The sequence below is a fragment of the Streptomyces sp. AgN23 genome (genome assembly GCF_001598115.1).
GTDB classification, from domain to species: Bacteria; Actinomycetota; Actinomycetes; order Streptomycetales; family Streptomycetaceae; genus Streptomyces; species Streptomyces antimycoticus.
Window position 1 is genome coordinate 6,754,335 of sequence record NZ_CP007153.1, and the last position, 24,972, is coordinate 6,779,306.

Sequence of the window (24,972 nt, forward strand, 5' to 3'; positions counted from 1 at the left end):
CGACACCTGACGATACGCGGCTCCCCTACGTGGGGCCCGGCCCTAGCCGGGGCTCCGCCCCTGGGCTCCGCTCCTCAGACGCCGGAGGGCTGGAAGGCCGGGTCGCCGCCCCGCGACGGCCGGCCCGCCGGAGGTGCCAGGCCCTGCCCGGCGGAGGCGCCAGGCCCTGCTCGGCGGAGGCGCCAGGCCCTGCTCGGCGGAGGCGCCAGGCCCTGCCCGGCGGATCGGGCCGGGCAGCCGCCGATGCCACAGGCGCGAAGACCCACCGGGCAGCCGCTAGTTCAGCATCGCGCGGGCGGCGCGAGCCTCGTGGCGTACGGTCTCGGCGGCGTCGGGCCGCACCGCCTCCACCACCTCCGCGTATTCCTCCAGCTCCTTGGCGCCGGTCATGAAGTCGCCCCGCTCCACGAGGAGTTGTGCCCGCTCGTAGCGCAGCTCGGCCGGGTGGCTGGGCAGCAGCAGGGACAGCTCGACCGCCCACAGCCGGACATCGGTGCGCTCGGGGCGGGCGGACGCCCAGGCGCGGATGTTGTTGAGGATCCGCAGCACGATGTCCAGCGATCCGGCCGGGCTCAGCATTGACGCGGAGAGCGGGGCGCCCGTGGCGCCCGACACCAGCGTCGCCGCGTCCTCACTGGACAGCGGCCGCCCGCCGTCGAACGGATCGGCCAGCACATGGCTGCCGTAAGGATCGCCGAAGCCGACCACGAAATGGCCCGGCAGTGCCACCCCGTACACCGGCGCCCCCGCTCGCCGCGCCACCTCCATCCACACCACGGACAGCAGGATCGGCAGTCCACGGCGGCGCCGCAGCACCGTGTGGAGGAGCGAGGACCCCAGCCGCTGGTAGTCGGCCGGGCCGCCCCGGAAGCCATGGCGCTCGCCGAGCAGGCGGGCCAGCGCGGCGGCCCAGTCCTCGGGGCCGCCGGGGGAGAAGGGGAGCTGACCGGCCAGCCGGTCGAGCTCGATCTGCGCTTCGTCGATTCCGGTCTCGTCCAGTCCGGAATCGGCCTCCATGCCGACCAGCAGGCACAGCAGCGCCAGATCGGGGCGCTCTTCGCGGGCCGCATCGGCGAACCGCCGGCGGCGGGACGTGTCGTTCATCCGTGGCATAGCCGACTCGTACCCCGCTCAGCGCACATCGTGTCCAGATGCGCGCCAGTGATGGTAGCTGTGGTGGACGGTGAAGCCCATGCCCTCGTAGAGGGCGTGCGCACCGTCATTGTCCGTCTCCACCTGGAGATACGCGGCCGAGGCGCCCTCGTCGAGCGCCTTGCGGGCCAGCGCCGTCATCACGGCCTTGGCCAGGCCCTGACGCCGCCGCTCCGGGGCGACCTCCACGGCGGTGAACCCGGCCCAGCGGCCGTCCACCACACAGCGCCCGATCGCGGCCGGGGCGTCTCCCTCCCGCCCCGGCACGGTGGCGAACCACACCGAAGGGCCGCCCGACAGCACCGTCCGCGCCTCGGGGGAGGGCTCGCCGGACGACCGCTGGTAGCGGGCCAGCCAGGCGTCGTCGAGCCGGCGGGAGAGCGTCACCGCCGAGGTGTCGACGTCCAGGTCCCCGATGGGGGCGAGCGCCGCGATGCGTATCCGCGCCGAGACCTCCCGCGTCCAGCCGCGGGTCTCCAGCTCCGCCGCGAGCAGCTCCTGGGTGCCCTCGGCGCCCGTGCTGACCTGGATGTACGCGGGCAGGTCCCGTGCCGCGTACCAGTCGGTCACCCGGCGCAGCGCCTCGTCGAGGGCCATCCCGGGGTCGCCGAGGGGCAGCACCGAATTGGCGCGCCGGGTGAATCCTCCGGAGGCGCGCAGCGTCCACTCGCCCAGCGGCTCGCTGACCAGGGGCGGCCAGGCCCGGGCGGAGACCCGGGCCAGCTCGGGCGCGGTCGCGGCGGGGCCACGGCGGCGGGCCGGAGCGGCGGGCACCACCTTCCCCGCCACCAGGGACGACTCGGCGATCCGCACCGCCTCCCCGGTGCGCCGCGTGATGCGGAGCGAGCCCTCGGTCCACGATGTGAGAACACCGACCACGTCGGTGAAGGTGGGGGCGGGCTCACGCTCCCCGGTGATCAGTCTGACCGAGACGCGTTTTCCCACGTCATCCGGGGTGATCCGGACTTCGAGACGTCCGCCAGTGGTGAAATCCACAGCTCAGTCAGCCCCTCATGTGCGTCTGGTGCCCAGGAACGGAGATACTAGGTGCGGGCATCGACGACGCCGCGCTCCCGCGCGATAGCAGCCCTAACGAGGAGGAACGACAGCGTGACCTACGTCATCGCGCAGCCTTGTGTCGACCTGAAGGACAAGGCGTGCATCGAGGAGTGCCCCGTCGACTGTATCTACGAGGGCCAGCGGTCCTTGTACATCCACCCGGACGAATGCGTCGACTGCGGGGCCTGTGAGCCGGTTTGCCCGGTCGAGGCGATCTTCTACGAGGACGACACTCCCGAGGAGTGGAAGGACTACTACAAGGCGAATGTCGAGTTCTTCGACGAGCTCGGTTCGCCCGGTGGCGCGAGCAAGCTCGGCCTGATCGAGCGGGACCACCCCTTCGTCGCCGCGCTTCCGCCGCAGGAGCACGACGAGTAACCCTGCCCCCGGCGTCAGCGCCCGGAAGCAGCCGGCGGTCCCGTATGGCCTGTGGCCTGCGGGACCGGGCTGTTTCCCGGGCGCTCCCGGCGTTCCCGTGGGTCCCGGGTCTTCTCGGGACTCCACCGGTTCGGCCGGAATCCACCGGGTTCCCGGGCCCTCGGTCCGGGCAGTTCCGAAGAACCCGGGCAGTTCCGAAGAAAGTGAGCCACCCCGTGCCACCCGTATCCGCCCGCCTCCCGGTCTTCCCCTGGGACCGGCTCGAACCGTACAAGGCGACCGCCGCGGCCCATCGCGACGGCATCGTCGACCTTTCGGTGGGTACCCCCGTCGACCCGGTCCCCGAGCTGATCCGCGCGGCCCTCGCCGACGCGTCGGACAGCCCCGGCTATCCGACCGTCTGGGGCACGGCCGCGCTGCGCGACGCCCTCACCGGCTGGGTGGAGCGGCGGCTGGGCGCGGCCGGGGTGACCCACACCCAGGTGCTGCCCGTGGTCGGCTCGAAGGAACTGGTGGCCTCGCTGCCCGCGCAGCTGGGCCTGGGCCCCGGCGACCGGGTCGCCTTCCCGCGGCTCGCCTATCCGACGTACGAGGTGGGCGCGCGGCTGGCGGGCGCCGAGCCGGTGCCGTACGACACGCAGACGTTCGCGGCCGGCACCGCGGGGACCGACCTCGACCCGGCCGGGCTGAAGCTGCTGTGGCTCAACTCCCCGTCCAACCCCACCGGCCAGGTGCTCTCCAAGGACGAGCTGCGTACCGCGGTCGCCTGGGCCCGCGAGCACGGGGTGCTGGTGGTCAGCGACGAGTGCTATCTGGAGCTGGGCTGGGAGGCGGACCCGGTCTCCGTGCTCCACCCGGACATCTCCGGCGGGTCCTTCGAGGGGCTGGTGGCGGTCCACTCGCTGTCCAAGCGGTCCAATCTGGCGGGCTACCGGGCGGCCTTCCTCGCCGGTGACGAGGCGGTGCTGGGCGAGCTGCTGAAGATCCGCAAGCACGGCGGGATGATGGTGCCCGCACCGGTGCAGGCGGCCACGGTCGCGGCGCTCGGCGACGAGAAGCACGTGACGGAGCAGCGTGAGCGCTATGAGCGGCGCCGGGCCGCGCTGCGGTCGGCGCTGGAGGGCCGGGGCTTCCGCATCGAGCACAGCGAGGCGTCGCTGTATCTGTGGGCGACGCGGGACGAGCCGTGCTGGGACACCGTGAGCGCCCTCGCCGAGCGGGGCATCCTGGTGGCCCCGGGCGAGTTCTACGGCGCGGCGGGGGAGCGGCACGTCCGGGTCGCGTTCACGGCGACCGACGAGCGCGTGGCGGCGGCGGTGCGGCGGCTGGCGGGCTGAACAGCCCAACAGGTGAACGACCATGAGGAGCCCGGGGAGTACGAGACTCTCCGGGCCCCGTGTTGGTCCGGCGAGATCAGCCGAGCAGCGGCAGGCCCTTGATCGGCAGGTCCTTGACCGGGAGGTCCGGGCCCTGCGGGGCCGGCGCGGGGGCCTGCGGGGCGGCGGCCTGAGCGGGCTTGGCGGCCTTGCCCTTGCCCTTGGCGTGGGCGCCGCCCTTGCCCTTCCCCTGGCCGAGGGCCCTGCCTTCGCCCTTACCGGCGGGCTTGGCGTGAGCGGCCCTGGCCGGGCCGGCCTTGGCGGCCTTGGAGGTCTTCGCGGCCTTGGCGGGCTTCGCGGGCTTGGCCGGGGCCGCCGTCGCCGGGGCGGCCTTGCCCGGCAGGATCCCCTTGACGGTCCCGCCGGCCTTGCTGCTGACGTCACCCGCCGTGCTCCCGACCTGCTGCGAGGCGACGTCGGCGACCTCGCCGACCGAGGCGGGATCCAACGAGGACAGCCCCAGCTTGGAGGACTGCGGCTGGGCCGGCTCCGCCGCACTCGCGACGCCGGCGGCGCCGACGACGGGTGCCGCGCTCGCCGCGACCAGCAGTGCGGCGCGGGCGATCCGACGGGTGAGAGGGAGGGACATGGTTCTCCTTTGGCGGAGGGACAATGGGCGTGCGGTGCCCGGCGATTCGGACGCTGTGAATACCGCGTGAACCCCGCGAAGGTTGCGGTGAGACAAGGCAAAGAGTTGGCAATGCGTCGCATTATCCGGTTCTGCGTGTAATACGCCCGGACCATTCCTCCGTACGTGCCGCACAATGCGCCGTCAACCGCCCTGAGCTGCGGCGATCCCATGTGCTATCGCATGGTGACGATCCGCACTTCCGCCCCGGAAATCCCCTTGGCAGGGCGCCACCCCGCCGCGGAATTCCGCGCGTTCCATTCGCGCTCGCCGTAAGAGACACGTTCGATGCGCAACTCGTCCGAGTGGGCAACTGCCCAGTGCGCGATCTCCCAGCCGCGCTGCCCCGCGCGCCCCGGAGCCGCCGCCTTCGGCACCGGAACCACCACTGTGTGCGGCGAGGGGGCGGCCTGCTTGCCGCCGCCGTGCCCGGCCGAGGCCGGCCGCGCCTCCGTCTCGGAGCCGAACTCCCGCTTCAGCGACGCCCGTACGCGCACGGGATCGCCCGCCTGGCCGTCGTCCGGCGGCCCCGGGCAGCTGAGGGCCGCCTCGGAGCGCCCGGTGAGAGCGCCGGTCAGCACCACCGCTTCGGTCTCGTGCTTGGCGTACGCCTGAGGGAAACCGCTGCGCTGCACCCGCTGCGCCGCCACTGTCAGCGGCAGCCGCGAATAGCCGGGCATCCGCACCAGGTCGTCGTAGAACTTCCCGGCGGCGTAGACCGGATCGCGGATCTGCCGCACACTGCCCCAGCCCTGGGAGGGGCGTTGCTGGAACAGCCCCTGCGAATCCCGGTCCCCATGGCGGATGGTGCGCAGCCCCGACTCCTGCAGGGCGGTGGCCAGGGCGATGGTGACGGCCCGTTCCGGCAGGCCGCGGGAGGCGGCCACGGCCTCGATCGTGGCGGCGTTCACGGTCTGTTCGGGGGAGAGCCGCACATCCTCGCCGTTCGCCCGTACGACACAGCGCGGCGGTCCCACACCACCCGTCAGCAGCTGCGCCGCCAGATATCCGGCCAGCGCCAGCAGTACGGCACAGGCGACCGCGGCCCGCAGCAGCCGGGCGCGGTGGGAGAAGACGGACAGGGGCACGCGCCACACGGTACTGGAGCTCGCGCGGCCCCGCCGGATCACCGGCGCGGGGTGGGGAACGCCACGTCGCCAGCCCCTTGGGCCGCCGGGAGCGGGGTCGCTGGGGTCGCCGGGGTCGCCGGGACCGGGGTCGCCGGGGCCCCTGGGGTCGCCAGGAGCGGGGCCCCTGGGGTCGCCGGGGTCACCGGGCCGGGGCCGCCGGGGGCCAGGGCCGACCGGCTAGGGTCGGCCGTATGGCACATCCAGAACTCGACCTGTCCCTGGACGCGGCCCGGCTCACCGCCCGGCTCGTCGACTTCCCCTCGGTCAGCGGTGAGGAGAAGGCGCTCGCCGACGCGGTGGAGCAGGCCCTGCGGGCCCTGCCCCATCTGACCGTCGACCGGGACGGGGACGCCGTCGTCGCCCGTACGAACCTCGGGCGGGACGAGCGGGTCGTGCTGGCGGGCCATCTGGACACCGTGCCGATCGCCGACAACGTGCCCTCCCGCCTCGACGACGACGGCGTGCTGTGGGGCTGCGGCACCTCCGACATGAAGTCCGGTGTCGCCGTACAGCTGCGCATGGCCGCGACCGTGCCGGAGCCCAACCGCGACCTCACCTTCGTCTTCTACGACCACGAGGAGGTCGCCGCCGAGCTCAACGGGCTGGGGCGGCTGGCCAGGAATCACCCCGAGTGGCTGGCCGGGGACTTCGCCGTGCTGCTGGAGCCCACCGACGGCAAGGTCGAGGGCGGCTGTCAGGGCACGCTGCGGGTGCGGGTGAGCACGCAGGGGCGGCGCGCCCACTCCGCGCGCAGCTGGCTCGGTGAGAACGCCATCCACAAGGCCGCGCCGATCCTGGACCGGCTGGCCGGGTACGTCCCCCGGCGGGCGGAGATCGACGGGCTCACCTACCGCGAGGGCCTCAACGCGGTACGGATCGACGGCGGCCACGCGACCAACGTCATCCCGGACTTCTGCACGGTGACGGTGAACTTCCGCTTCGCCCCCGACCGCTCCGAGGAGGAGGCGCTCGCGCATGTCCGCGAGGTCTTCACCGGCTTCGACATCGAGCTCACCGACAGCGCGCCCGGCGCCCTGCCCGGTCTCGCCCACCCGTCGGCCGCCGCCCTCGTGGCGACGCTCGGGGTGGAGGTGGCCCCCAAGGACGCCTGGACCGATGTCGCCCGCTTCTCGGCGCTCGGCGTGCCCGCGGTGAACTACGGGCCCGGCGATCCGAAGCTGGCCCACACCCGCGAGGAGCACGTACCGGTCGCGGCCGTCCTGGAGGCCGAAGAACGACTGCGCGCCTGGCTGGCCGGCTAGCGCCGCGCCGGGCGGCGCATCTTTCCCCTCCCCGCCCCTTCCCGAAACCGGGGCCCGGCCCCGGCCTCGCCGGGGCTCCGCCCCTGGACCCCGCTCCTCAAGCGCCGGAGGGGCTGGGTCGCGTCTCGTCAAGCGCTGGCGGGGCTGGATCGCGTTTCCAGGGCTCCGCCCCACCCCGGGGCCTGGGGCGGAGCCCCGCACGCGGCGGAGCCGCGAATGTCAGCGGGCGGCCGTTGGACCTGTGATCAGCGGTTCGGTGGGTGAGCGTGGCCGGGATTTCGGCTCGAAGCCCCCCGGGGGGGCCTACTCTGAACCACAGATCTTTGACCAGATCTTGGTCTTGGCGAAGGGAGCACACAGTGGGCAACGCCGAAGAAGAGCGAGCGCTGCACGAGCAGCGTCTGGGCCCGGTCGTGCGCCGCCGCCACCAGATGCGACCCGAGACGACCGATCAGCGGCTCCTGGACACCCAGGGGGCCACGCACTGGGTGCACGAGGACCCGTTCCGGGTGATGCGCATCCAGTCGGAGTTCGTCGAGGGCTTCGGCACCCTGGCGGAGCTCGGCCCGGCGATCAGCGTGTTCGGCTCCGCCCGTACGCCCGAGGGGTCCCCGGAGTACGAGGCGGGGGTGCGGATCGGCCGGGCCCTGGTCGAGGCGGGCTTCGGGGTGATCACCGGAGGCGGCCCCGGCGCGATGGAGGCCGCCAACCGCGGCGCGACCGAGGCGGGCGGCGTCTCGGTCGGCCTGGGCATCGAGCTGCCGTACGAGCAGGGCCTGAACCCGTACGTCGACATCGGCGTCAACTTCCGATACTTCTTCGTGCGAAAAACGATGTTTGTGAAGTATGCCCAGGGGTTCGTGGTGCTTCCCGGCGGGCTCGGCACGCTCGACGAGTGCTTCGAGGCGCTCACCCTCGTCCAGACCAAGAAGGTCACCCGCTTCCCGATCGTCCTTTTCGGCAGCGCCTACTGGAAGGGCCTGGTCGACTGGCTCACGCACACCCTGATCGCGGAGGGCAAGGCGTCCCCGCACGATCTGGACCTGTTCCACCTCACCGACGACATCGACGAAGTGATCGACCTGGTCACCAAGGAGTCCGGCGTCTGACGACGCACTCCTCGCGCCCCGGCGCGGCGGTCCCCGCCCGGCCGGTCCCCGCCGGGCTTCCTCAGGCCAGTCCCCGGCGGGCGACCGCCGGGGGCCGGTGGCCCGCGATGGACGACACCATGTCCAGCACCTGACGGGTCTCGGCCACCTCGTGCACCCGGTAGATCCGGGCCCCCAGCCAGGCCGATACGGCGGTCGTCGCGAGCGTGCCGATCAGCCGCTCTTTGACCGGCCGGTCCAGGCTCTCGCCGACGAAGTCCTTGTTGGACAGCGAGACCAGGACGGGCCAGCCGGTCTCCGTCAGCTCGCCCAGCCGGCGCGTCGCCTCCAGTGAGTGGCGGGTGTTCTTACCGAAGTCATGGCCCGGGTCGATCATGATCCCGTCGCGCCGTACCCCCAGTTCGAGGGCGCGCTCCGCGAGGTCCAGGGTGACCCGCAGGATGTCCTCCACCACATCGTCGTAGCCGATCCGGTGCGGGCGGGTGCGCGGCCGGGCCCCGCCCGCGTGGGTGCACACCAGCCCCACGCCATGGCGGGCGGCGACCTCGGCCAGCTTGGGGTCGACCCCGCCCCAGGCGTCGTTGAGCACATCCGCGCCCGCGGCGCAGACCGCCTCGCCGACCTCATGGCGCCAGGTGTCCACGCTGATCACCACGTCCGGATGGCGCCTGCGCACCTCGGCCACGAAGCCGACCGTGCGGCGCGCCTCCTCCTCGGCGCTCACCTCGTCACCCGGTCCGGCCTTGACGCCGCCGATGTCGATGATCGCGGCGCCGTCGGCGATGGCCTGCTCCACGCGGGCCAGGGCGGGCTCGTCGCGGAAGGTCGCCCCCTGGTCGTAGAACGAATCGGGCGTCCGGTTCACGATCGCCATGATCACCCGCTCGTTCTCGCCGAACTCACGTCGTCCCAGCCGCAGCATCCGAACTTCCTTCATGTCTTCTTCCAGGTTGCGGGCAGCGACGATAACTGTCGGAGGGGCATGGCACGATCGGAGCAGACAGTTATCGAGGCCGACGGACACAGACTCAACCATGCATCTGACGGGGAGACGATCACCGTGTTCTTGTTCTTGCTGATCGCGCTGGTCGTGGTGGTCGGCGGGGTCACGCTCGCCGTCGTCGGCGGCGGTGACGGCCCGCTCGCCGAGGCGCCCCCGGACCGCTTGGACGAGCCGCTGCCCGCCGACCGGCCGCTGGCGCGCACCGACGTGGAGGCGCTGCGGCTCCCCATGACGCTGCGGGGCTACCGGATGGCGGATGTCGACGATGTGCTGGGCCGCCTCGGTGCCGAGCTCGCCGAGCGCGATGCCCGGATCGCCGAGCTGGAGGCGGCGCTCGCGGGCCCGCGCCCGAAGCCGTCGTCGCCCCCCGGGCCCGGCCCCGATCCCCTGTCGGCCCCGGAGAGCGACCACGGCTTCGGGCGGGGCGGCCCCGAGGGCCCGGGCCCCGAGTGGCCCGGCCTCGACGAGGACGGCTTCGAGGGAAACCTCTTCGAGGGGCGCGGCTTCGACGGGCGCGGCTTTGAGGGACACGGCTACGAAGGGCATGGCGCATGAGCGGGCAAGGTGTGGTTCCGGGGCCGGACGGCCTGTTGCGCTGTCCCTGGGGGCTGGAGGCCGAGACCATGGCCGACTACCGCGTCTACCACGACACCGAGTGGGGCCGCCCGGTCCATGGCGATGACGCGCTCTATGAGCGGATCTGTCTGGAGGCGTTCCAGTCGGGGCTGTCCTGGCTGACGATCCTGCGCCGCCGGGAGGGGTTCCGGGCCGCCTTCGCCGACTTCTCGATCGCGAAGGTCGCGGAGTTCACCGAGGCCGATGAGCAGCGGCTGATCGCCGACCCCGGGATCATCCGCAACCGGGCCAAGATCGCCGCCACGATCTCCAACGCCCGCGCCGCGGCGGCCCTGGCACCCGGTGAGCTGGACGCGCTGATCTGGTCCCATGCCCCGGCCCCCGACGGCCGCCCCGTCCCGCGGACCGCCACCGATGTCGCGGCGATCACCGCGGAGTCCACGGCCCTCAGCCGCGACCTCAAGAAGCGCGGCTTCCGCTTCGTCGGCCCCACCACGGCCTACGCCCTGATGCAGGCATGCGGCCTGGTCAACGACCATCTGGCCGACTGCCACAGCCGCGACGTGGTCTGATCGCCCCGGCCGTGACGCGCTTGAGCCCCGGCCGCCGACGGGCTTGAGCCCCGGCCGCCGACGGCCGGGGCGAGCCGGTCAGCGGCCGGTGAACCTCGGCTTCTCCTTGTTCACGAACGCGTTCACCGCGATGGCGTGGTCGTCCGAGGCCCCCGCGCGGCGCTGCAGTTCGTCCTCCATGGCCAGCGACTCGGTGAGGGTGTGGCCCGCGGCGAAGGCCAGGGACTCCTTGAGCGCCGCATAGGCCGCGGTGGGGCCCTCGGCCAGCCGCCGGGCGACCGCCGCGGCCTCGGCGGCCAGCTCGTCGGCCGGGACCACCCGGTGGGCGATGCCCAGGTCGAGCGCCTCCTGGGCGTCGATACCGCGCGGGAAGAGCAGCAGATCCGCCGCGCGGCCGTATCCGATCAGCCGCTGAAGGGTCCAGGAGACCCCCGAGTCGGCGGTCAGCGCGACTCCGGCGAAGGAGGTGTTGAAGGAGGCGGTGTCGGCGATGATCCGGTAGTCGGCGGCGAAGGCGAAGCCCGCCCCGGCGCCCGCCGCGACGCCGTTGACGGCGGCGACCACGGGCTTCGGCATTCCGGCGATCGCGGTGACGATCGGGTTGTAGTGCAGCGCCACCGTGCTCATGGTCGAGCCCTCGCCGCTGCCGTCACGGTCGGCGGCCAGCAGGCCGATGTGCTCCTTGAGGTCCTGGCCGACGCAGAAGGCCCGCTGCCCGGAGCCGGTGAGCAGCACCGCCCGCACCGCCGGGTCCTCCGCGGCCTGCAGCAGCGCGTCGCGCAGCGCCACCTTGGTGTCGATGTTCAGGGCGTTCATCGCGTCGGGACGATTGAGGGTGATCGTCGCGAGGCCCTCGGCGAGGTCGTAGAGCACGGTGTCGGCCATGGCGGTCCTCCGGCGGTGAGGCGAGGCGAGTTGGCGGGTGGCTCGGGCGGCGGCCGCACCGGCGGACCCGGGAAGGGGCCCGCCGCGGCGGTCAGCGCACAGCATGCCGGAGATCATGACCGACCGACATGTGACCTGCGTCAAAGAACCGACCCTTCGTTCGGTGACGGCGGGCGTACGCTACCGCGACCGCCTCCCCGAATTGGGTGGTTTTGGGGGAGCGCCTCGTACAGGCATTGCCGACCGATGTTGGTCATCGGGTCATGCCATGCGGGATAATGAGAGTGAAGCAACGTGTTCGATGCCGGTGACACCTGGGTTGTCGGCTGCGATGAGCTGGTTTCAGGAAGGGGAACGAGCATGGCGGCCATGAAGCCGCGGACGGGCGACGGCCCGCTCGAGGTGACCAAGGAGGGGCGGGGCATCGTCATGCGCGTTCCGCTCGAAGGCGGCGGTCGGCTCGTCGTCGAGCTGACACCGGACGAGGCCGACGCCCTCGGCGACGCTTTGAAGAAGGTCGTCGGCTGACGGCTTGCGGCCCACCATCACCCGCGCGCTGCCCCGGCGGCCGGTACATCAGGTACCGACCGCCGGGGCAGCGCATGTAAGGGGGTTCCGGGGGCTCGGCTGCGAGGCGGGGGACCGGCCGGGCCGGCCGTTTCAGCCCCGCTTGACCGCGCAGAGCAGACCGTCGCCGACCGGCAGCAGGGACGACTGCAGCACGGTGGACTCCCGTACGGTCCGCAGCAGCTCGCGCACCCGCAGCACCTCCGTGGGCTGGGCGGCGGAGTCCACGGTCCGCCCATTGGCGAAGACCCCCTCGAAGCAGACCAGCCCGCCGGGCCGCAGCAGACGCAACGATTCGGCGAGGTAGTCCAGGCACTCCAGCCGGTCGCCGTCGCAGAAGACCAGGTCGTATCCGCCGTCGGCCAGCCGGGGCAGCACGTCCAGGGCGCGGCCGGGGATGAAGCGTGCCCGGTTCCCGGTGAACCCGGCCTCGCGGAACGCCTGCCGGGCGAACTGCTGCATCTCCGGCTCGGTGTCCACAGTGGTCAGCACGCCGTCCGGGCGCATTCCGCGCAGCAGATGGATCCCCGAGACGCCCGTCCCGGTGCCGATCTCGGCGACGACCTTGGCATCGGCGGCGGCAGCGAGCAGCCGCAGCGCGGCGCCGGTGCCCGCCGACACCGAGCGCAGCCCTGCTTCCCGGGCCCGGTCACGGGCCCAGTGAAGGGCTTCGTCCTCGGCGACGAATGCGTCGGCGAACGCCCAGCTCGTCTGCCGGTTGCCGGTAATGTCCCTCTCCTGTCCCCGTAGTTGGCGCAACGGTGACTGTATCCGCTGCGCGCGGGAACCCGCAGATGGGACCAGGCGTTGTAGAAGCCGGGGGGGCCGTATGGATCACGACCAAATGCAGGTCAAAAATGCTTATCCGGAGCTAACGGGCGAGGTGGATATGGTAGGGGCTCTACTGGACACCACCAGAGCCGATAGGGGAGGTGCGGCTGCGGCCGGTGACCGGCGAGTGCTGAAGCGCTTTCGCAGGTCAGTGGGCGAGCCGAAATCCGTGACCAACACCGCTGACCGTTCTCGCCCCCGTAGCCCAAAGGGCACGGGAGGTGCGCCCCTCGCCGAGCCCGCCACCACCGCGACCTTCGCCACGGACGCGGACGCGCCGGCGTGGACGCCTCCTACCTGGGAGGAGATCGTCAGCACGCACAGCGCACGGGTCTACCGCCTCGCCTACCGGCTCACCGGCAACCAGCACGACGCCGAGGATCTCACCCAGGAGGTGTTCGTCCGCGTCTTCCGCTCGCTGTCGACGTACACCCCGGGCACGTTCGAGGGCTGGCTGCACCGCATCACCACCAATCTCTTCCTCGACATGGTCCGCCGTCGGCAGCGCATCCGCTTCGACGCCCTCGGCGAGGACGCGGCGGAGCGGCTCCCCAGCCGCGAGCCCTCTCCCCAGCAGCACTTCAACGACACCCACTTCGACGCCGATGTGCAGCAGGCGCTGGACACCCTCGCCCCGGAGTTCCGCGCCGCCGTGGTGCTCTGTGACATCGAGGGGCTGTCCTACGAGGAGATCGCTGCCACCCTGGGCGTCAAGCTGGGCACCGTGCGCAGCCGCATCCACCGCGGCCGCTCGCATCTGCGCAAGGCGCTGCAGCACCGTGCCCCCGCGGCGCGGACCGGTCAGCAGCATGAGGTCGCCGCGGTGGCGCCGCGTGTCACGGCCCCCCGGCTGAGCGGGGAGGTCGGAATCGCGTGACCCGATCAGGCGGTCCGTCCCCCGCCGAGCAGCATCTCGGCGACCGCCTTGCGGCTCTGGTCGACGGTGAGCTGGGGCATGACGCGCGTGAGCGCGTCCTCGCCCATCTCGCCACCTGCTGCAAGTGCAAGGCGGAAGCCGATGCTCAGCGTCGGCTGAAAAACGTGTTCGCCCAGACGGCGCCCCCGGCACCGTCCGAGGGCTTTCTGGCGCGTCTGCAGGGCCTGCCGGCCGCGGGCGACGACGGTATGGGCGGCTCCCCCTTCGGGGGCCCGAGCGTCTTCGGCCCGCACGAGATGCGCGGCACCCCACGGGACGTGCGCGAGCTGCGCGATGTCCGGGAGCCGGAGGAGAGACGGGAGCGGGCATTCGCCTTCGTGCCCGCGATGCCTCCGGGCACCGCGATCGCACCGGCGGCATCGGCCCGTGCCTCACGACAGCGCGGCTTCAGGATCCATGAGGTCGAGCGCCCCGCCCCGCGCCGCAGGTTCGCCTTCGCGGCGGCCGGAGCGGTCTCGCTGGCAGCCTTCGCGCTCGGCGCCGCCCTTCCGCTGGACGCGGCGGTCGACCCCCCGGGAAGCTCGGCCGACGGTGCCGACACCGCGGTCGCCCCGGTCAAGGCCGCCGACGTCGCCGTGAGCACGGGCGTGCGGGAGCGGACCCGCCAGGAGGTGGGGCTGCTGGCCACCACGGACACCCGGACGGGCACCCCGTCCCCGACGGCCACTCCGCATCCACCGGCCCTGCGCCAGCCCGTCGGAGCGGCGCTGAATCCGCTGATACAGCCGATTCTCTCGGTCACGGAGCTGCTGCGGACAGCGAACTCCACGCCCCCGGCCCCCGCGCCGACCCAGCTGGAGGTCCCGTCCCGGCCCACCTCGGGCGGCTCGCCGTATCTCGGGGCCAGCGCGCCCCCGAAGTAGTGCGACGGCGGTGACGGCGCGATGTCGCCGGCCGCCCGTCTCTTTGCCGATCATGACAAGGTCTTTTCGTCCGCCCTGCGCGAGCGCCGACGGACCTGATTGAATCGGCTCCGGGCAGCGCGGCTCGGGCGGGTGAGCCCAGGGGCGCGGTGCCCTGGTCCCGGATGCTTGGCCTTACCGGCCGGGGCACTCCCAGCGGTGGCTGGGGCAAGCCGAAGGGCGCCGTAGTGTGTCCGGGTGCTTGGGCTGACCGGCCGGGGGCACCTCCCAGCGGTAGCTGGGGGCGAGCCGAAGGGGCGCGTCGCTGTCGACTCCACAGGGGGTACCTCCCAGTGGTAGCTGGGGGAGACTGAGGCGCCTCGGAGGCGAACCGAGCCCTCAAAAAAGGGGAGATCATGGACGAGCCGAAGGCCCCCAAGCCGAAGTGGTGGAGCCGACCGGTCGGCGCACGACCCGGCGACCGGTCGAGCGATGCGGCGGAGGGCGCCGAGGAGCGTACGGAGGCAGCCGCCGCGCAGGCGCCGCCGGAGCCGGTGGACGCGCCCGTGGAGGGCCGCACGCTCGAGGAGGCGGCGCCCCGGCCGCTGCATGAGCCCGACCCGTACAGCACCCCGCCCTACGGTGGCCCCGGGCCGTGGGCCCCGGCCCCGCCCGTCCAGCACCCGGTGGCGACCCCCGCGCAGGGCACGCATGTCCCGCCCGGGATGGCCCAGACGCCGCCTCAGGCTCCCGGGATGGCCCCGGCATCGCCTCAGACAACCGGGATGGCCCAGGCGCCGCCCCAGGCGCCCGGGATGGCCCAGACGCCGCCTCAGGCCTCCGGGGTGACCCCGCCCCACGGCACCACCCTGCCGCCCGCCACCGGCCCCGTACCGGGGCAGAGCGCGCCCGTGCCCATGCCGTCGCACCCCGGGATGACCCCGCCGCACGGCACACAGCTGCCGGTGGGCCCCGGAGAGCCCCACCGGCCCCCCGCCGCGATGGCACAGCCCGCCCCGACCGCCCAGTGGCGCGGCTACGACCCCTGGGCCGTGGTTCCGCCGCCCGCCGCGCCCAAGACGCGGAAGACGGTCTCCCGCCGCGGCGCCTGGATCGCCGTGCTGCTGATCGCCCTGGTCGCGGGGTGCATCGGCGGCGGTATCGGCGCGTACGCGGAGCGGGACAACGCCTCCGGGGGCGTCGATGTGAAGCTGCCGCAGGCCCCGGTCGAGAAGGAGGCCAGGGCTCCGGGCAGCGTCGCCGGGATCGCCGCCGCCTCGCTGCCCGGCGTGGTGACGATCCATGTGCGCGGCAGCTCGGAGGAGGGCACCGGCACCGGCTTCGTCCTCGACAAGCAGGGCCATATCCTCACCAACAACCATGTCGTCCAGCCCGCCGGCGCGGACGGCGACATATCGGTGACGTTCAACAGCGGCCAGGACGCCGAGGCCGAGATCATCGGCCGCGACGCCGGCTATGACCTGGCGGTCGTCAAGGTCGACCGCGTCTCCGGGCTCACCCCGCTGCCGCTGGGCAACTCCGACTCCGTGCGCGTCGGCGACCCCGTCGTGGCCATCGGCGCCCCCTTCGACCTGGCGGGCACCGTCACCTCCGGGATCATCAGCGCCAAGGAGCGCCCGATCACCGCGGGCGGCGAGAAGGAGGACGGCAGCGACGTCAGCTATGTCGACGCGCTGCAGACCGACGCCCCGATCAACCCGGGCAACTCCGGCGGCCCCCTGGTCGACCGTAAGGGCCGGGTCATCGGGATCAACAGCGCGATCCGGGCGGCCGACGACGGCTCCGGCCTCGGGGGCGGCCAGGGCGGCAGCATCGGCCTGGGCTTCGCCATCCCGATCAACCAGGGCAAGCGGGTCGCCGAGGAGCTGATCAACACCGGGAAGGCCACCCATCCGGTGATCGGCGTGACCCTCGACATGGGCTACACCGGCGACGGCGCCCGGGTGAACACCAAGGGAGCCGGCAGCGGCCCGCCGGTCACCTCCGACGGCCCCGGAGACAAGGCGGGGATCAAGGCCGGTGACGTGATCACGGAGGTGGACGGCGTCCCGGTGCACAGCGGACAGGAGCTGATCGTGAAGATCCGCAGCCACCGCCCCGGTGACCGGCTCGCGCTCACCCTCAAGCGCGACGGCAAGACACGCACCGCGGAGCTGACCCTGGGTTCGGCGAGCAGCGGCTGACGCGCGATGTTGGCCCGGCCGTCTCCCGCGCCGACCCCGCCGCCAGGTACGGTGTTGAGTGGCCCAGGCCGGGGCCCCAGACGTCTTGAGGAGCTGCAAGGTGTTGGACATAGGACCTCTCGAGCTTGTCGCGCTCGTTGTCCTTGCGGTGCTCGTCTTCGGCCCGGACAAGCTCCCGAAGGTGATTCGGGATGTCTCGCAGTTCATCCGGAAGATCCGGGAGTTCTCCGACAGCGCCAAGGAGGACATCCGCTCCGAGCTGGGGCCGGAGTTCAAGGACTTCGAGTTCGAGGACCTCAACCCCAAGACCTTCGTGCGCAAGCATGTGCTGGACTCCGATGAGCTCGGCCTGAAGGAGATCCGTAACGGCTTCGACCTCCGTAAGGAGATGGCGGAGGTCGCCGACGCGGTGCACGGCCGGGAGAGTGATCCGCCGCAGGGCTCTTCAGGGGCTTCCGGCACCACCCCGCCGTCCCTGTCCAAGGGCGACTCCAGCACGCCTGACCTGCTGCGCAAGCGCGAGGAGCCGAGCCGCGAGGAGCGTCCGCCTTTCGACTCCGACGCCACTTGATCCCCCCGTATGCCCGGCCTGGTTGACCCGTATGGCTATCCTCCCTTTGTCCGGGGTGAGGGTCGCCCGAGGGGGGGCGGGCCGCCCACAACGCAGGGCAACGAGGAGGCCGCGCGCACATGGAGACCACGGGTCGGCTAGGGGAACGAGGGGTGGCAGCGGCTGCGCAGGGGTTGCCCGCCGACGCCCGGCGGAGCGTCGACGGCTATCTGATGGCCGGCTTTCCCTGGTACGGGCTTGACGAGGCGTTCACCGGCCCCCGCTGGCTGATGCAGGTGGGCGCGGCGGCCGATGGCATCGTCGAGTACGGCTCGACCGGCCATGGCGAGGAGCCGTCGCTGCGCGTCGAGACCGATATGGATCAGCAGCGCTTCACGGTGGTCGTCACCGTCGCCAGCCGCCCGGGGCGGGACAGCGCCGACGGCACCGGCAAGCTGGAGGCCACCTCGGTCTCCTCCGCCGCCTGGCTGGCCGGCTCCGGTCTGTTGTCGTGCACCTGGCCGACGCGGATGGAGCGGGCGCTGCGCCAGGACTGGCTGGACCAGCAGACCGCGATCGCCTGGGAGCTGGCGGACGATCTGGAGGGCGAGAGCTGGTCGCAGCTGTCGCTCCCGGTGGACGGAGTGCCGGCCGACTTCCACTACCGCGAGTCGGAGTACGGCTGGGTGGTGGCCGGAACGGCGGGCGAGGACGTGCACATCGGGGCGTACGGGCGCGGGATGAGCGCCTACGGCCTGGGGTTCGCGGTGGTCAAGGACATCACCCGCTACGACTCGTAAGGCGGGCGCCAAAGGCTCAGGGGCGGCTTCCCGAGGAAGCCGCCCCTGAGCCGTAAGGCCGTGGCCGAGTGAGCCGGCCGTAAGGCCGTGGCCCGAGCGCGCGCTCAGAACCTGGCGCTCAGAACTTGTTGCGCGGGGTGACGCCCAGCGACATGCCCGCGAGGCCGCGCTGCCGTCCGCCGATCTTGCCCGCGATCGCCTTGAGCGCGCTGCCCGCCGGAGAGTCGGGGTCGGTCAGCACGACCGGCTTCCCCTCGTCGCCGCCCTCGCGCAGCCGAACGTCGATCGGGATGGAGCCCAGCACCGGCACCGTCGTGCCGGTGGTCCGGCTGAGTCCGTCGGCGACCACCTGGCCACCGCCGGTGCCGAAGACGTCGACCATCTCGTCGCAGTGCGGGCAGGGCAGCCCGGACATGTTCTCCACGACGCCGACGATCTTCTGATGGGTCTGGACGGCGATCGCACCGGCCCGCTCGGCGACCTCGGCGGCGGCCTGCTGCGGCGTCGTCACCACCAGGATCTCGGCGTTGGGCACCAGCTGGGCCACGGAGATCGCGATATCGCCGGTGCCCGGGGGGAGGTCGAGGAGCAGCACATCGAGGTCGCCCCAGTAGACATCCGCCAGGAACTGCTGGAGCGCGCGGTGCAGCATCGGGCCGCGCCAGACCACCGGAGCGTTCCCGGGGGTGAACATTCCGATCGAGATCACCTTCACGCCGTTCGCCGACGGCGGCATGATCATGTTCTCGACCTGGGTGGGCCGTCCGTCGGCGCCCAGCATGCGGGGCACCGAGTGGCCGTAGATGTCGGCGTCCACCACGCCGACCTTGAGCCCGTCGGCGGCCATCGCGGCGGCCAGGTTGACCGTCACCGACGACTTGCCGACGCCGCCCTTGCCGGACGCCACCGCGTAGACCCGGGTCAGCGAGCCGGGCTTGGCGAAGGGCACCTCGCGCTCGGCCTGGCCGCCGCGCAGCGAAGTGGCCAGCTCACGGCGCTGCTCGTCGCTCATCACATCGAGTTCGACCGTGACCCCGGTCACACCCTCGACCTCGGCGACCGCCGTCCGCACGCTGTTGGTGATCGTGTCTCGCATCGGACAGCCGGAGACTGTGAGGTAGACCACCACGGCGACCGAGCCATCCGCCGCGATCTCGACGGATTTGACCATGCCGAGGTCGGTGATCGGCTTGTGGATCTCCGGGTCGTTGACCGTCGCGAGCGCGGCGCGTACCGCGTCTTCGCTCGGCGCTGGGAGGGTGTCGGTAGCCATACGGAGATGGTACGGCGCCGCGGGCGGGACGCGGGATGGCCGTCGGTCGCGTTCCTCACTCGGCCGGGGGTTCGCCGTGGACGCCGGGCCGCGGGGCGCTCCGTCCGCCGTCCGGCTCCCGGCGCAGGTCCTCCAGCTGGTCGCGGAGCCAGTCGCGGGTGGCGACCTCGCCCAGGCCCGTCCGCAGCGCCGCGATCTCCCTGGTGAGAAACTCGGTGTCGGCGATCGACCTCTCGTTCTGCTTGCGGTCCTGTTCGAGATTGACGCGGTCGCGGTCGGCCTGGCGGTACTGGGCCAGCAGGATCAGCGGGGCGGAGTACGACGCCTGGAGCGAGAGCATCAGCGTCAGGAAGATGAACGGGAACGGGTCGAACCGCAGCCGCGGCGGCGCCAGGATGTTCCAGGCCAGCCATGAGGCGACGAAGGCGGTCATCCAGGCGATGAACCGCCCGGTGCCCAGGAAGCGCGCGATCCGCTCCGACGCCTTGCCGAACGCCTCGGGGTCCCAGCGCGGCAGCGGGCTGCGGCGCCGCGCCTTGGGCCGGTCCAGCCGGATGCCCTCACCGTCCATCGGCGGCCTCCGGCAGGGCCACCCCGGCGTACAGCTCGCGCTCCCGCCAGTCGGACGGCAGCAGATGGTCCAGCACGTCGTCGACCGTCACGGCGCCGAGCAGGGAGCCGGTCTCGTCCACGACGGGCGCCGCGAGCAGGTTGTAGGTGGCCAGATGGCCGGCGATGACGGGCAGCGGGGTGTCCGGCGGCAGCGTCGGCAGATCGGTGTCGACGGACGCCCCCACGAGGGTGAACGGCGGGTCGCGCAGCAGCCGTTGGAAGTGGATGATGCCCAGATAGCGGCCGGTGGGCGTCTGGTCGGGCGGGCGGCACACATAGACCTGGGCGGCGAGCGCGGGCGTCAGGTCCTGATTGCGCACCCGGGCGAGCGCGTCCGCGATGGTGGCGTCCGGGCGCAGCACGATCGGCTCGGTCGTCATCAGGCCGCCCGCCGACCCCTCCTCGTACGACATCAGCCGCCGCATGTCCGCCGCGTCGCGTGGGCGCATCAGGTCCAGCAGCCGCTCCTTGTCGGGTTCGGGGAGCTCGGAGAGCAGATCGGCCGCGTCATCGGGGTCCATGGCCTCCAGGACGTCGGCCGCGCGCTCCTCCTTGAGCTTGCCGAGGATCTCCACCTGGTCGTCGCCGGGCAGCTCCTCCAGGACGTCCGCGAGCCGCTCGTCGTCCAGGGCCGCCGCCACCTCGCCCCGGCGCTTGGCGGACAGGTGGTGCAGCACATTGGCCAGGTCGGCGGGGCGCAGCTGCTCGAAGGTGGCCAGCAGGTTCTCCGCGCCCTGGCCCTGCTCCTCCAGCGAGAAGCCGGTGACCGCCGACCAGTCCACGGTCAGCGCCTCGCCGCGGCGGCGCAGCGCGCCGGTCTTGCCGCGGCGTACGAAGACCTTGTCGACCTCCCACTCCCGGCGCGCGGGCAACTGGGTCATCGCCACGTCGAGGACCGTCACCGGCTCGCCGGTCTCGACCACCCGCACCGTGCGGTCGAGCAGTTCGCCGAGGACCAGGGTCTCGGTGGGGCGCTGTTCGAAGCGGCGCATGTTGAGCACGCCGGTGGTGATGACCTGACCGGACTCCACACCGGTCACCCGCGTCATGGGCAGGAAGATCCGGCGGCGGCCGACCACCTCGACCACCAGGCCGAGCACCCGCGGCGGGCGGCCGGCCAGCCGCAGCATCGCCACGACATCGCGCACCCGCCCCACCTGGTCGCCGTTCGGGTCGAAGACGGCGACGCCCGCGAGATGCGAGACGAAGACCCGGGGGGCGCCTGCCGGCATGCCCTGCCTCCCCTCGTATATGGGTCTTTGTGGTCATTCAAGGTAATGATCCGCTCTTCACCGGGTTCAGGCTAACGTGCCCGCACCTGCCCTGCCGCCGGGCGGGGGCGGTACGGCATCCTGCGGACACCGCGGGACGGCACCGGTACGCTGCCCTACTGCACCGGCATCAGGAGGCAGAGCGGACGTGCGCACCCGGAACAGGGCTGTCGTTGCGGCGATGTGCGCGGGGTTGGCCGCCACGCTCGCCGCGTGTGGCGGCGGCGGTGGGGAACAGGACCCCGACGCGGGGACGAACGGCGTGGGAAAGCTCCCCGCCACGAAGATCGAGAGCAAGGTCCGTCAGGCGGTCGCCGGCGCGAGTTCGGTGCGGCTCTCCGGCACGCTCGTCACCCAGGGAGCCACCTACAAGCTGAACATGCGGCTCAAGGCCGACGGCGGCACCGGCCAGGTCTCCACCAAGGGCTCCAGCTTCGAGCTGCTGCGCGTCGGCAAGGAGCTCTACCTCAAGGCCGACGCGGGCTTCTGGTCCCACGACGGCGGGGACGAGGGACACAGCGGCGCGGCCGACGCGGCCGGGAAGCTGGACGACAAGTATGTGAAGGTCCCCTCCGGCGACCCCTCCTACCAGCGGCTCAGCGGTTTCACCGATATGAAGCTGCTGCTGGACGGGTTGCTCGGCCTGCACGGCAAGGTCGCCACGGGCGACCACGGGCAGGTGGACGGCGTACGGACGATCCGCATCAGCGCGGGCAAGGCCGGCGAGGGCGGATCGCTCGATGTCTCCCTGAAGGGCCGGCCCTATCCGCTGCGGCTGCAGCGGGCGGGCGGCGCGGGCGTGATCCAGCTCGCGGACTGGAACAAGGGCTTCGAGCTCGCCGCCCCGGAGAGGGGCCATGTGCTCGACTACGGGCAGCAGATCCCGGAGGCGCCGTAGTCGCGAGCGTCCGTATGGGCGGCGAGGGCGCGCCCTTGAAGCCAGGGCGCGTCCTTACGGCGGGCTTCAGGGCCGGACCGCGGCCTGACGGGCGTCGGAGCCAGGACGCGGCCTTACCCGGCGTCAGAAGCTACGACGCGTCCTTACGGGCGCCACGGGCGCGCTTCTTGCGGCGGGCGAGGAGCTTCGGGAGCGCCGCCGGGATCGGCCGGCGGGTGGTCGCCGGGGACGGCAGCGGGGTCGCCGCCAGGGAGCCGGTGGGGTGTTCGGCGAGCGCTCCGGGCGCGGGCTCCAGCCGCAGCACCCGGCATTCACGCGCCCAGCGCTCCGCGATGTGGTCGGCATCCGGCGCGTTCAGCCGCTTGCCCTTGAGCTCGTCGACCACCGCCGTCCACGCCTCGCCGCCCGGGGCCAGCTCGACCACCCGCGCGGGCCAGCCGACCAGACGTCCGCCCTTGTCCTTGCTGCGCACGGTCACCATGGCGCTTCCGCCGTCGGCCAGTCCGAGGCCCTGGAGGGGCTGTTCCTGGGGCCCGTCACCGACGAGGCAGACCGCGCCCTCGTGCCAGATGTGCCACAGGGCGCGCGGGGCGCCCTCGGTGCCCTGGACCCAGATGAGGGCGGACTTCTTGGCCGCCTCCTCGACAAGGGCACGGTCCATCGGCGTCTGCGTCATGCCGACAGCCTAGGCCAGTCGGGCACCCGTCCCAGCCTGTGAAATGTCAGTTTCGTCGCCTGCTCATGCGCCTTACGCTGACGCCGTGCCCACCGCCCGTGCCGCGCGCACCCCAGCCCACACCACCGCCCCCGCCGCACCCGGTGACGGCGGCCGTCCCCGGGTTGGCGTTCCCGTCGACATCGCGCTCCTTACGGTCGCCATCGCCGGTGTCTCGCTCTCCGCGCCGCTGGCCGCCGCGACGGTGGCGCCCGCGCTCGCCATCGCCTTCTGGCGCAACGCCATGGCGGTGGGCGCGCTCACCCCGTTCGCGCTGTGGCGCCACCGGGGCGAGCTGCGCGGGATGGGCCGCCGGGCGGCGCTGCTGTCGGTCGGGGCGGGGGCGCTGCTCGCGGTGCACTTCGGGGCCTGGCTGCCGAGCCTGCACATGACCTCCGTGGCCTCCTCGACCGCGCTGGTGACCACGACCCCCATCTGGACGGCGCTGCTGCTGCGGCTGCGCGGCCACCGCCTGCCCACGCTCGCCTGGCTGGGCATGGGGCTGGCGATCCTCGGTGTGGTGATCCTCACCGGTGTCGATCTGTCCGCTTCCCCGCGCGCCCTGCTGGGCGACGCGCTCGCGCTGCTGGGCGGGGTGGCGGCGGCCGGGTATGTGCTGCTCGGGGCGGAGGTGCGCCGTTCGGTGAGCACCACCGCGTACGCCTATGTCTGCTACGCCACCACCAGCGTGCTCCTGCTGCTGACCTGCCTGGTGGCGGGCGCACGGCTCGGCGGCTACAGCGGCACCACCTGGCTGCAGCTCGCCGTGCTGACGGTCACCGCGCAACTGCTGGGGCACACCCTCATCAACCGGGTGGTCAAGGGCCTCGGCCCCTCCATCACCTCGACCGCGATCCTGCTGGAGACACCGGGGGCGGCCCTGATCGCGGCCCTGTGGCTCGGACAGATGCCGCCCGTGGCCGCCTACCCGGCGCTCGCGGTGATCCTCGGCGGGCTCGCGCTGGTCATCATGGCGGACGGCAGGAAGCCACGCCCAGGCCGATGAAGGCCCCCTCGGACGGGCTCGGCCGATAAGGGACCGTCCGCTCGCGGTCCGGCCCCTCCGCTCGCGGTCCGGCCGTGCGGCCGGCCGGTGTCCCTACAGCCAGCCGTTGCGCTTGAAGCCGCGGTGGATCGCGAAGCAGATGCCCACCGTGACGACGAGCACGGTCGGGTAGCCGAACTTCCAGCGCAGCTCCGGCATGTAGTCGAAGTTCATGCCGTAGATCCCGGCGATCATCGTCGGCACGGCGAAGATCGCCGCCCAGGACGTGATCTTCCGCATGTCCTCGTTCTGCGCGACCGTGGCCTGCGCCAGATTGGCCTGGAGGATCGAGTTCAGCAGGTCGTCGAAGGCCAGCACCTGCTCGCTGACCCGCGCCAGATGGTCCGCGACATCCCGGAAGTAGGTCTGGATGTCCGGGTCCACCAGCCGCATCGGCCGTTCGCTCAGCAGCTGCATCGGCCGCAGCAGCGGCGAGACGGCCCGCTTGAACTCCAGGACCTCGCGCTTGAGCTGGTAGATCCGCCCCGCGTCGCCGCCCCGCCGGGAGGTCGCGGCCGAGAAGACATCGATCTCGACCTCGTCGATGTCGTCCTGGACCGCGTCGGCGACCGCGAGATAGCCGTCGACGACCTGGTCGGCGATGGCGTGCAGCACCGCGGAGGGGCCCTTGGCGAGCAGCTCAGGGTCCTGCTGGAGCCGGTGGCGCAGGGCGCGCAGCGAGCCCTGGCCGCCGTGCCGCACGGTCACGATGAAGTTCCGGCCGGTGAAGCACATCACCTCACCGGTCTCCACCACCTCGCTGGTCGAGGTGAGTTCGGCGTGCTCGACGTAGTGGATGGTCTTGAAGACGGTGAAGAGGGTGTCGTCGTACCGCTCCAGCTTGGGCCGCTGATGGGCCTGCACCGCGTCCTCGACCGCCAGCGGGTGCAGCCCGAACTCCTGGGCGATCCCCGCGAACTCGCGCTCGGTGGGCTCATGCAGCCCGATCCAGGCGAACCCGCCCTCCTCGCGGACCCGCTCCATGGCCTTCGCCGGGCTCACGTGGTCGCTGACCCGCTTGCCGTCGCGGTAGACCCCGCAGTCGACCACGGCGCTGGTGACCGACGGGTCACGCGTCGCGTCGTAGTCGCTGGAGGTACGGCCCCGGCGCAGGGCGGGACGGACGGCTGCACGCAGGTCACGGATCATCGACATGACGGGCTCCTTCACGGGCCGGCCGTCAGCGGCGGGCGCGCGGCGCAGCGCTGCGCCCGGAAGGTGGACGTACGACACCCGGTGCCCGTACGTCCGCAAAGCGGGCGGCGCTCCGTGCGATGGCGCTGACGGAAGTTCACGG

Annotated in this window: 26 protein-coding genes; 14 read left to right on the forward strand and 12 right to left on the reverse strand. The window is 72.5% G+C overall.

Annotation, left to right across the window (positions count from 1 at the left end; translation table 11 throughout):
- Positions 1-276: 276 nt before the first annotated feature.
- Both AS97_RS29390 and AS97_RS29395 read right to left on the reverse strand, forming a co-directional pair.
- Positions 277-1,113 carry a transglutaminase-like domain-containing protein gene (locus AS97_RS29390; protein ID WP_059145258.1) on the reverse strand — a complete coding sequence of 279 codons (837 nt, stop codon included), beginning with the start codon at positions 1,111-1,113 and terminating at the stop codon, positions 277-279.
- 18 nt (positions 1,114-1,131) lie between these two features.
- A complete protein-coding gene (locus tag AS97_RS29395) occupies positions 1,132-2,148 on the reverse strand; it encodes a GNAT family N-acetyltransferase (RefSeq protein ID WP_210565950.1) in 1,017 nt (338 codons plus the stop codon).
- A 114-nt stretch (positions 2,149-2,262) separates the two neighbouring features.
- Between AS97_RS29395 and fdxA the strand changes: the two genes are divergently transcribed.
- Together fdxA and dapC are read left to right on the forward strand one after the other, a co-directional pair.
- Positions 2,263-2,589, forward strand: coding sequence for a ferredoxin (fdxA, locus tag AS97_RS29400; protein ID WP_059145256.1), 327 nt, complete (start codon positions 2,263-2,265; stop codon positions 2,587-2,589).
- A 215-nt stretch (positions 2,590-2,804) separates the two neighbouring features.
- Complete coding sequence (gene dapC, locus AS97_RS29405; protein WP_059145255.1) at positions 2,805-3,926, forward strand: succinyldiaminopimelate transaminase; 1,122 nt, start codon at positions 2,805-2,807, stop codon at positions 3,924-3,926.
- A gap of 76 nt (positions 3,927-4,002) precedes the next feature.
- On the opposite strand, the gene AS97_RS47730 is transcribed toward dapC, so the two are convergent.
- Both AS97_RS47730 and AS97_RS29415 read right to left on the reverse strand, forming a co-directional pair.
- The gene (locus tag AS97_RS47730; RefSeq protein WP_236670102.1) at positions 4,003-4,554 is read right to left on the reverse strand and encodes an ATP-binding protein; all 552 of its coding nucleotides are present in this window, start codon (positions 4,552-4,554) and stop codon (positions 4,003-4,005) included.
- A 215-nt stretch (positions 4,555-4,769) separates the two neighbouring features.
- Entirely contained in the window at positions 4,770-5,690 is a 921-nt protein-coding gene (locus tag AS97_RS29415) for a hypothetical protein (RefSeq protein ID WP_210565951.1), read from the reverse strand.
- A gap of 224 nt (positions 5,691-5,914) precedes the next feature.
- Between AS97_RS29415 and dapE the strand changes: the two genes are divergently transcribed.
- Both dapE and AS97_RS29425 read left to right on the forward strand, forming a co-directional pair.
- Positions 5,915-6,985, forward strand: coding sequence for a succinyl-diaminopimelate desuccinylase (dapE, locus tag AS97_RS29420; protein ID WP_125762215.1), 1,071 nt, complete (start codon positions 5,915-5,917; stop codon positions 6,983-6,985).
- Between the two features lie 359 nt (positions 6,986-7,344).
- On the forward strand, positions 7,345-8,094 hold the full coding sequence (locus AS97_RS29425) for a TIGR00730 family Rossman fold protein (protein ID WP_059145253.1): 750 nt from the start codon (positions 7,345-7,347) through the stop codon (positions 8,092-8,094).
- Positions 8,095-8,155: 61 nt separating this feature from the next.
- On the opposite strand, the gene folP is transcribed toward AS97_RS29425, so the two are convergent.
- Positions 8,156-9,016 (reverse strand): dihydropteroate synthase, encoded by an 861-nt coding sequence (gene folP, locus AS97_RS29430; RefSeq protein ID WP_059145252.1) that lies wholly within the window; start codon positions 9,014-9,016, stop codon positions 8,156-8,158.
- Positions 9,017-9,154: 138 nt separating this feature from the next.
- On the opposite strand from folP, the gene AS97_RS29435 reads away from it, so the two are divergent.
- Positions 9,155-9,652 (forward strand): DivIVA domain-containing protein, encoded by a 498-nt coding sequence (locus AS97_RS29435; protein ID WP_210565952.1) that lies wholly within the window; start codon positions 9,155-9,157, stop codon positions 9,650-9,652.
- A complete protein-coding gene (locus AS97_RS29440; protein ID WP_125761264.1) occupies positions 9,649-10,245 on the forward strand; it encodes a DNA-3-methyladenine glycosylase I in 597 nt (198 codons plus the stop codon). Before AS97_RS29435 ends, AS97_RS29440 begins: the two co-directional genes overlap by 4 nt.
- Positions 10,246-10,323: 78 nt before the next feature.
- Here the strand turns inward: AS97_RS29440 and AS97_RS29445 are convergent, their stop codons facing one another.
- Complete coding sequence (locus AS97_RS29445) at positions 10,324-11,130, reverse strand: enoyl-CoA hydratase-related protein (protein WP_059145250.1); 807 nt, start codon at positions 11,128-11,130, stop codon at positions 10,324-10,326.
- A gap of 360 nt (positions 11,131-11,490) precedes the next feature.
- Here AS97_RS29445 and AS97_RS29450 point away from each other — a divergent pair, with 360 nt between their 5' ends.
- On the forward strand, positions 11,491-11,658 hold the full coding sequence (locus AS97_RS29450; protein ID WP_003966491.1) for a DUF3117 domain-containing protein: 168 nt from the start codon (positions 11,491-11,493) through the stop codon (positions 11,656-11,658).
- Between the two features lie 132 nt (positions 11,659-11,790).
- On the opposite strand, the gene AS97_RS29455 is transcribed toward AS97_RS29450, so the two are convergent.
- Positions 11,791-12,456: an O-methyltransferase gene (locus AS97_RS29455; protein WP_059145249.1), complete on the reverse strand. Its 666-nt coding sequence runs from the start codon at positions 12,454-12,456 to the stop codon at positions 11,791-11,793.
- Positions 12,457-12,586: 130 nt separating this feature from the next.
- Between AS97_RS29455 and sigE the strand changes: the two genes are divergently transcribed.
- From sigE to AS97_RS29480, 5 genes are all read left to right on the forward strand, one after another.
- Positions 12,587-13,405 (forward strand): RNA polymerase sigma factor SigE, encoded by an 819-nt coding sequence (sigE, locus tag AS97_RS29460; RefSeq protein WP_079059467.1) that lies wholly within the window; start codon positions 12,587-12,589, stop codon positions 13,403-13,405.
- Complete coding sequence (locus AS97_RS29465) at positions 13,402-14,328, forward strand: zf-HC2 domain-containing protein (RefSeq protein ID WP_059145248.1); 927 nt, start codon at positions 13,402-13,404, stop codon at positions 14,326-14,328. The genes sigE and AS97_RS29465 overlap by 4 nt, the downstream gene beginning before the upstream one ends.
- Before the next feature lie 395 nt (positions 14,329-14,723).
- On the forward strand, positions 14,724-16,511 hold the full coding sequence (locus AS97_RS29470; RefSeq protein WP_210565953.1) for a trypsin-like peptidase domain-containing protein: 1,788 nt from the start codon (positions 14,724-14,726) through the stop codon (positions 16,509-16,511).
- 100 nt (positions 16,512-16,611) lie between these two features.
- Entirely contained in the window at positions 16,612-17,082 is a 471-nt protein-coding gene (locus tag AS97_RS29475) for a sec-independent translocase (protein ID WP_059145246.1), read from the forward strand.
- Positions 17,083-17,201: 119 nt separating this feature from the next.
- Entirely contained in the window at positions 17,202-17,861 is a 660-nt protein-coding gene (locus AS97_RS29480) for a hypothetical protein (protein WP_086710901.1), read from the forward strand.
- Positions 17,862-17,979: 118 nt separating this feature from the next.
- On the opposite strand, the gene AS97_RS29485 is transcribed toward AS97_RS29480, so the two are convergent.
- Genes AS97_RS29485 through AS97_RS29495 form a run of 3 tightly spaced genes read right to left on the reverse strand, consistent with a single transcriptional unit; the run spans position 17,980 to position 20,978 of the window.
- The gene (locus tag AS97_RS29485; protein ID WP_059145244.1) at positions 17,980-19,134 is read right to left on the reverse strand and encodes an Mrp/NBP35 family ATP-binding protein; all 1,155 of its coding nucleotides are present in this window, start codon (positions 19,132-19,134) and stop codon (positions 17,980-17,982) included.
- A gap of 55 nt (positions 19,135-19,189) precedes the next feature.
- Entirely contained in the window at positions 19,190-19,705 is a 516-nt protein-coding gene (locus AS97_RS29490; RefSeq protein ID WP_059145243.1) for a DUF1003 domain-containing protein, read from the reverse strand.
- Entirely contained in the window at positions 19,695-20,978 is a 1,284-nt protein-coding gene (locus tag AS97_RS29495; protein ID WP_125758482.1) for a CBS domain-containing protein, read from the reverse strand. Before AS97_RS29495 ends, AS97_RS29490 begins: the two co-directional genes overlap by 11 nt.
- Positions 20,979-21,165: 187 nt before the next feature.
- On the opposite strand from AS97_RS29495, the gene AS97_RS29500 reads away from it, so the two are divergent.
- Entirely contained in the window at positions 21,166-21,915 is a 750-nt protein-coding gene (locus tag AS97_RS29500; protein WP_210565954.1) for a hypothetical protein, read from the forward strand.
- A 130-nt stretch (positions 21,916-22,045) separates the two neighbouring features.
- Here AS97_RS29500 and AS97_RS29505 read toward each other — a convergent pair whose 3' ends face one another.
- Complete coding sequence (locus AS97_RS29505; RefSeq protein WP_210565955.1) at positions 22,046-22,591, reverse strand: hypothetical protein; 546 nt, start codon at positions 22,589-22,591, stop codon at positions 22,046-22,048.
- Positions 22,592-22,676: 85 nt separating this feature from the next.
- On the opposite strand from AS97_RS29505, the gene AS97_RS29510 reads away from it, so the two are divergent.
- A complete protein-coding gene (locus tag AS97_RS29510) occupies positions 22,677-23,636 on the forward strand; it encodes a DMT family transporter (RefSeq protein WP_059145239.1) in 960 nt (319 codons plus the stop codon).
- 93 nt (positions 23,637-23,729) lie between these two features.
- On the opposite strand, the gene corA is transcribed toward AS97_RS29510, so the two are convergent.
- A complete protein-coding gene (corA, locus tag AS97_RS29515; protein ID WP_059145238.1) occupies positions 23,730-24,830 on the reverse strand; it encodes a magnesium/cobalt transporter CorA in 1,101 nt (366 codons plus the stop codon).
- Between the last annotated feature and the right edge of the window lie 142 nt (positions 24,831-24,972).

What these genes read in the sequence shown, in the direction of transcription:
- AS97_RS29390 (WP_059145258.1), bottom strand. Translation starts at nt 1,113, where the DNA reads ATGCCACGGATGAACGACACGTCCCGCCGCCGGCGGTTCGCCGATGCG.
- AS97_RS47730 (WP_236670102.1), bottom strand. Translation starts at nt 4,554, where the DNA reads ATGTCCCTCCCTCTCACCCGTCGGATCGCCCGCGCCGCACTGCTGGTC.
- dapE (WP_125762215.1), top strand. Translation starts at nt 5,915, where the DNA reads ATGGCACATCCAGAACTCGACCTGTCCCTGGACGCGGCCCGGCTCACC.
- folP (WP_059145252.1), bottom strand. Translation starts at nt 9,016, where the DNA reads ATGCTGCGGCTGGGACGACGTGAGTTCGGCGAGAACGAGCGGGTGATC.
- AS97_RS29440 (WP_125761264.1), top strand. Translation starts at nt 9,649, where the DNA reads ATGAGCGGGCAAGGTGTGGTTCCGGGGCCGGACGGCCTGTTGCGCTGT.
- AS97_RS29445 (WP_059145250.1), bottom strand. Translation starts at nt 11,130, where the DNA reads ATGGCCGACACCGTGCTCTACGACCTCGCCGAGGGCCTCGCGACGATC.
- AS97_RS29450 (WP_003966491.1), top strand. Translation starts at nt 11,491, where the DNA reads ATGGCGGCCATGAAGCCGCGGACGGGCGACGGCCCGCTCGAGGTGACC.
- sigE (WP_079059467.1), top strand. Translation starts at nt 12,587, where the DNA reads ATGGTAGGGGCTCTACTGGACACCACCAGAGCCGATAGGGGAGGTGCG.
- AS97_RS29470 (WP_210565953.1), top strand. Translation starts at nt 14,724, where the DNA reads ATGGACGAGCCGAAGGCCCCCAAGCCGAAGTGGTGGAGCCGACCGGTC.
- AS97_RS29480 (WP_086710901.1), top strand. Translation starts at nt 17,202, where the DNA reads ATGGAGACCACGGGTCGGCTAGGGGAACGAGGGGTGGCAGCGGCTGCG.
- AS97_RS29485 (WP_059145244.1), bottom strand. Translation starts at nt 19,134, where the DNA reads ATGGCTACCGACACCCTCCCAGCGCCGAGCGAAGACGCGGTACGCGCC.
- AS97_RS29490 (WP_059145243.1), bottom strand. Translation starts at nt 19,705, where the DNA reads ATGGACGGTGAGGGCATCCGGCTGGACCGGCCCAAGGCGCGGCGCCGC.
- AS97_RS29495 (WP_125758482.1), bottom strand. Translation starts at nt 20,978, where the DNA reads ATGCCGGCAGGCGCCCCCCGGGTCTTCGTCTCGCATCTCGCGGGCGTC.
- AS97_RS29505 (WP_210565955.1), bottom strand. Translation starts at nt 22,591, where the DNA reads ATGACGCAGACGCCGATGGACCGTGCCCTTGTCGAGGAGGCGGCCAAG.
- corA (WP_059145238.1), bottom strand. Translation starts at nt 24,830, where the DNA reads ATGTCGATGATCCGTGACCTGCGTGCAGCCGTCCGTCCCGCCCTGCGC.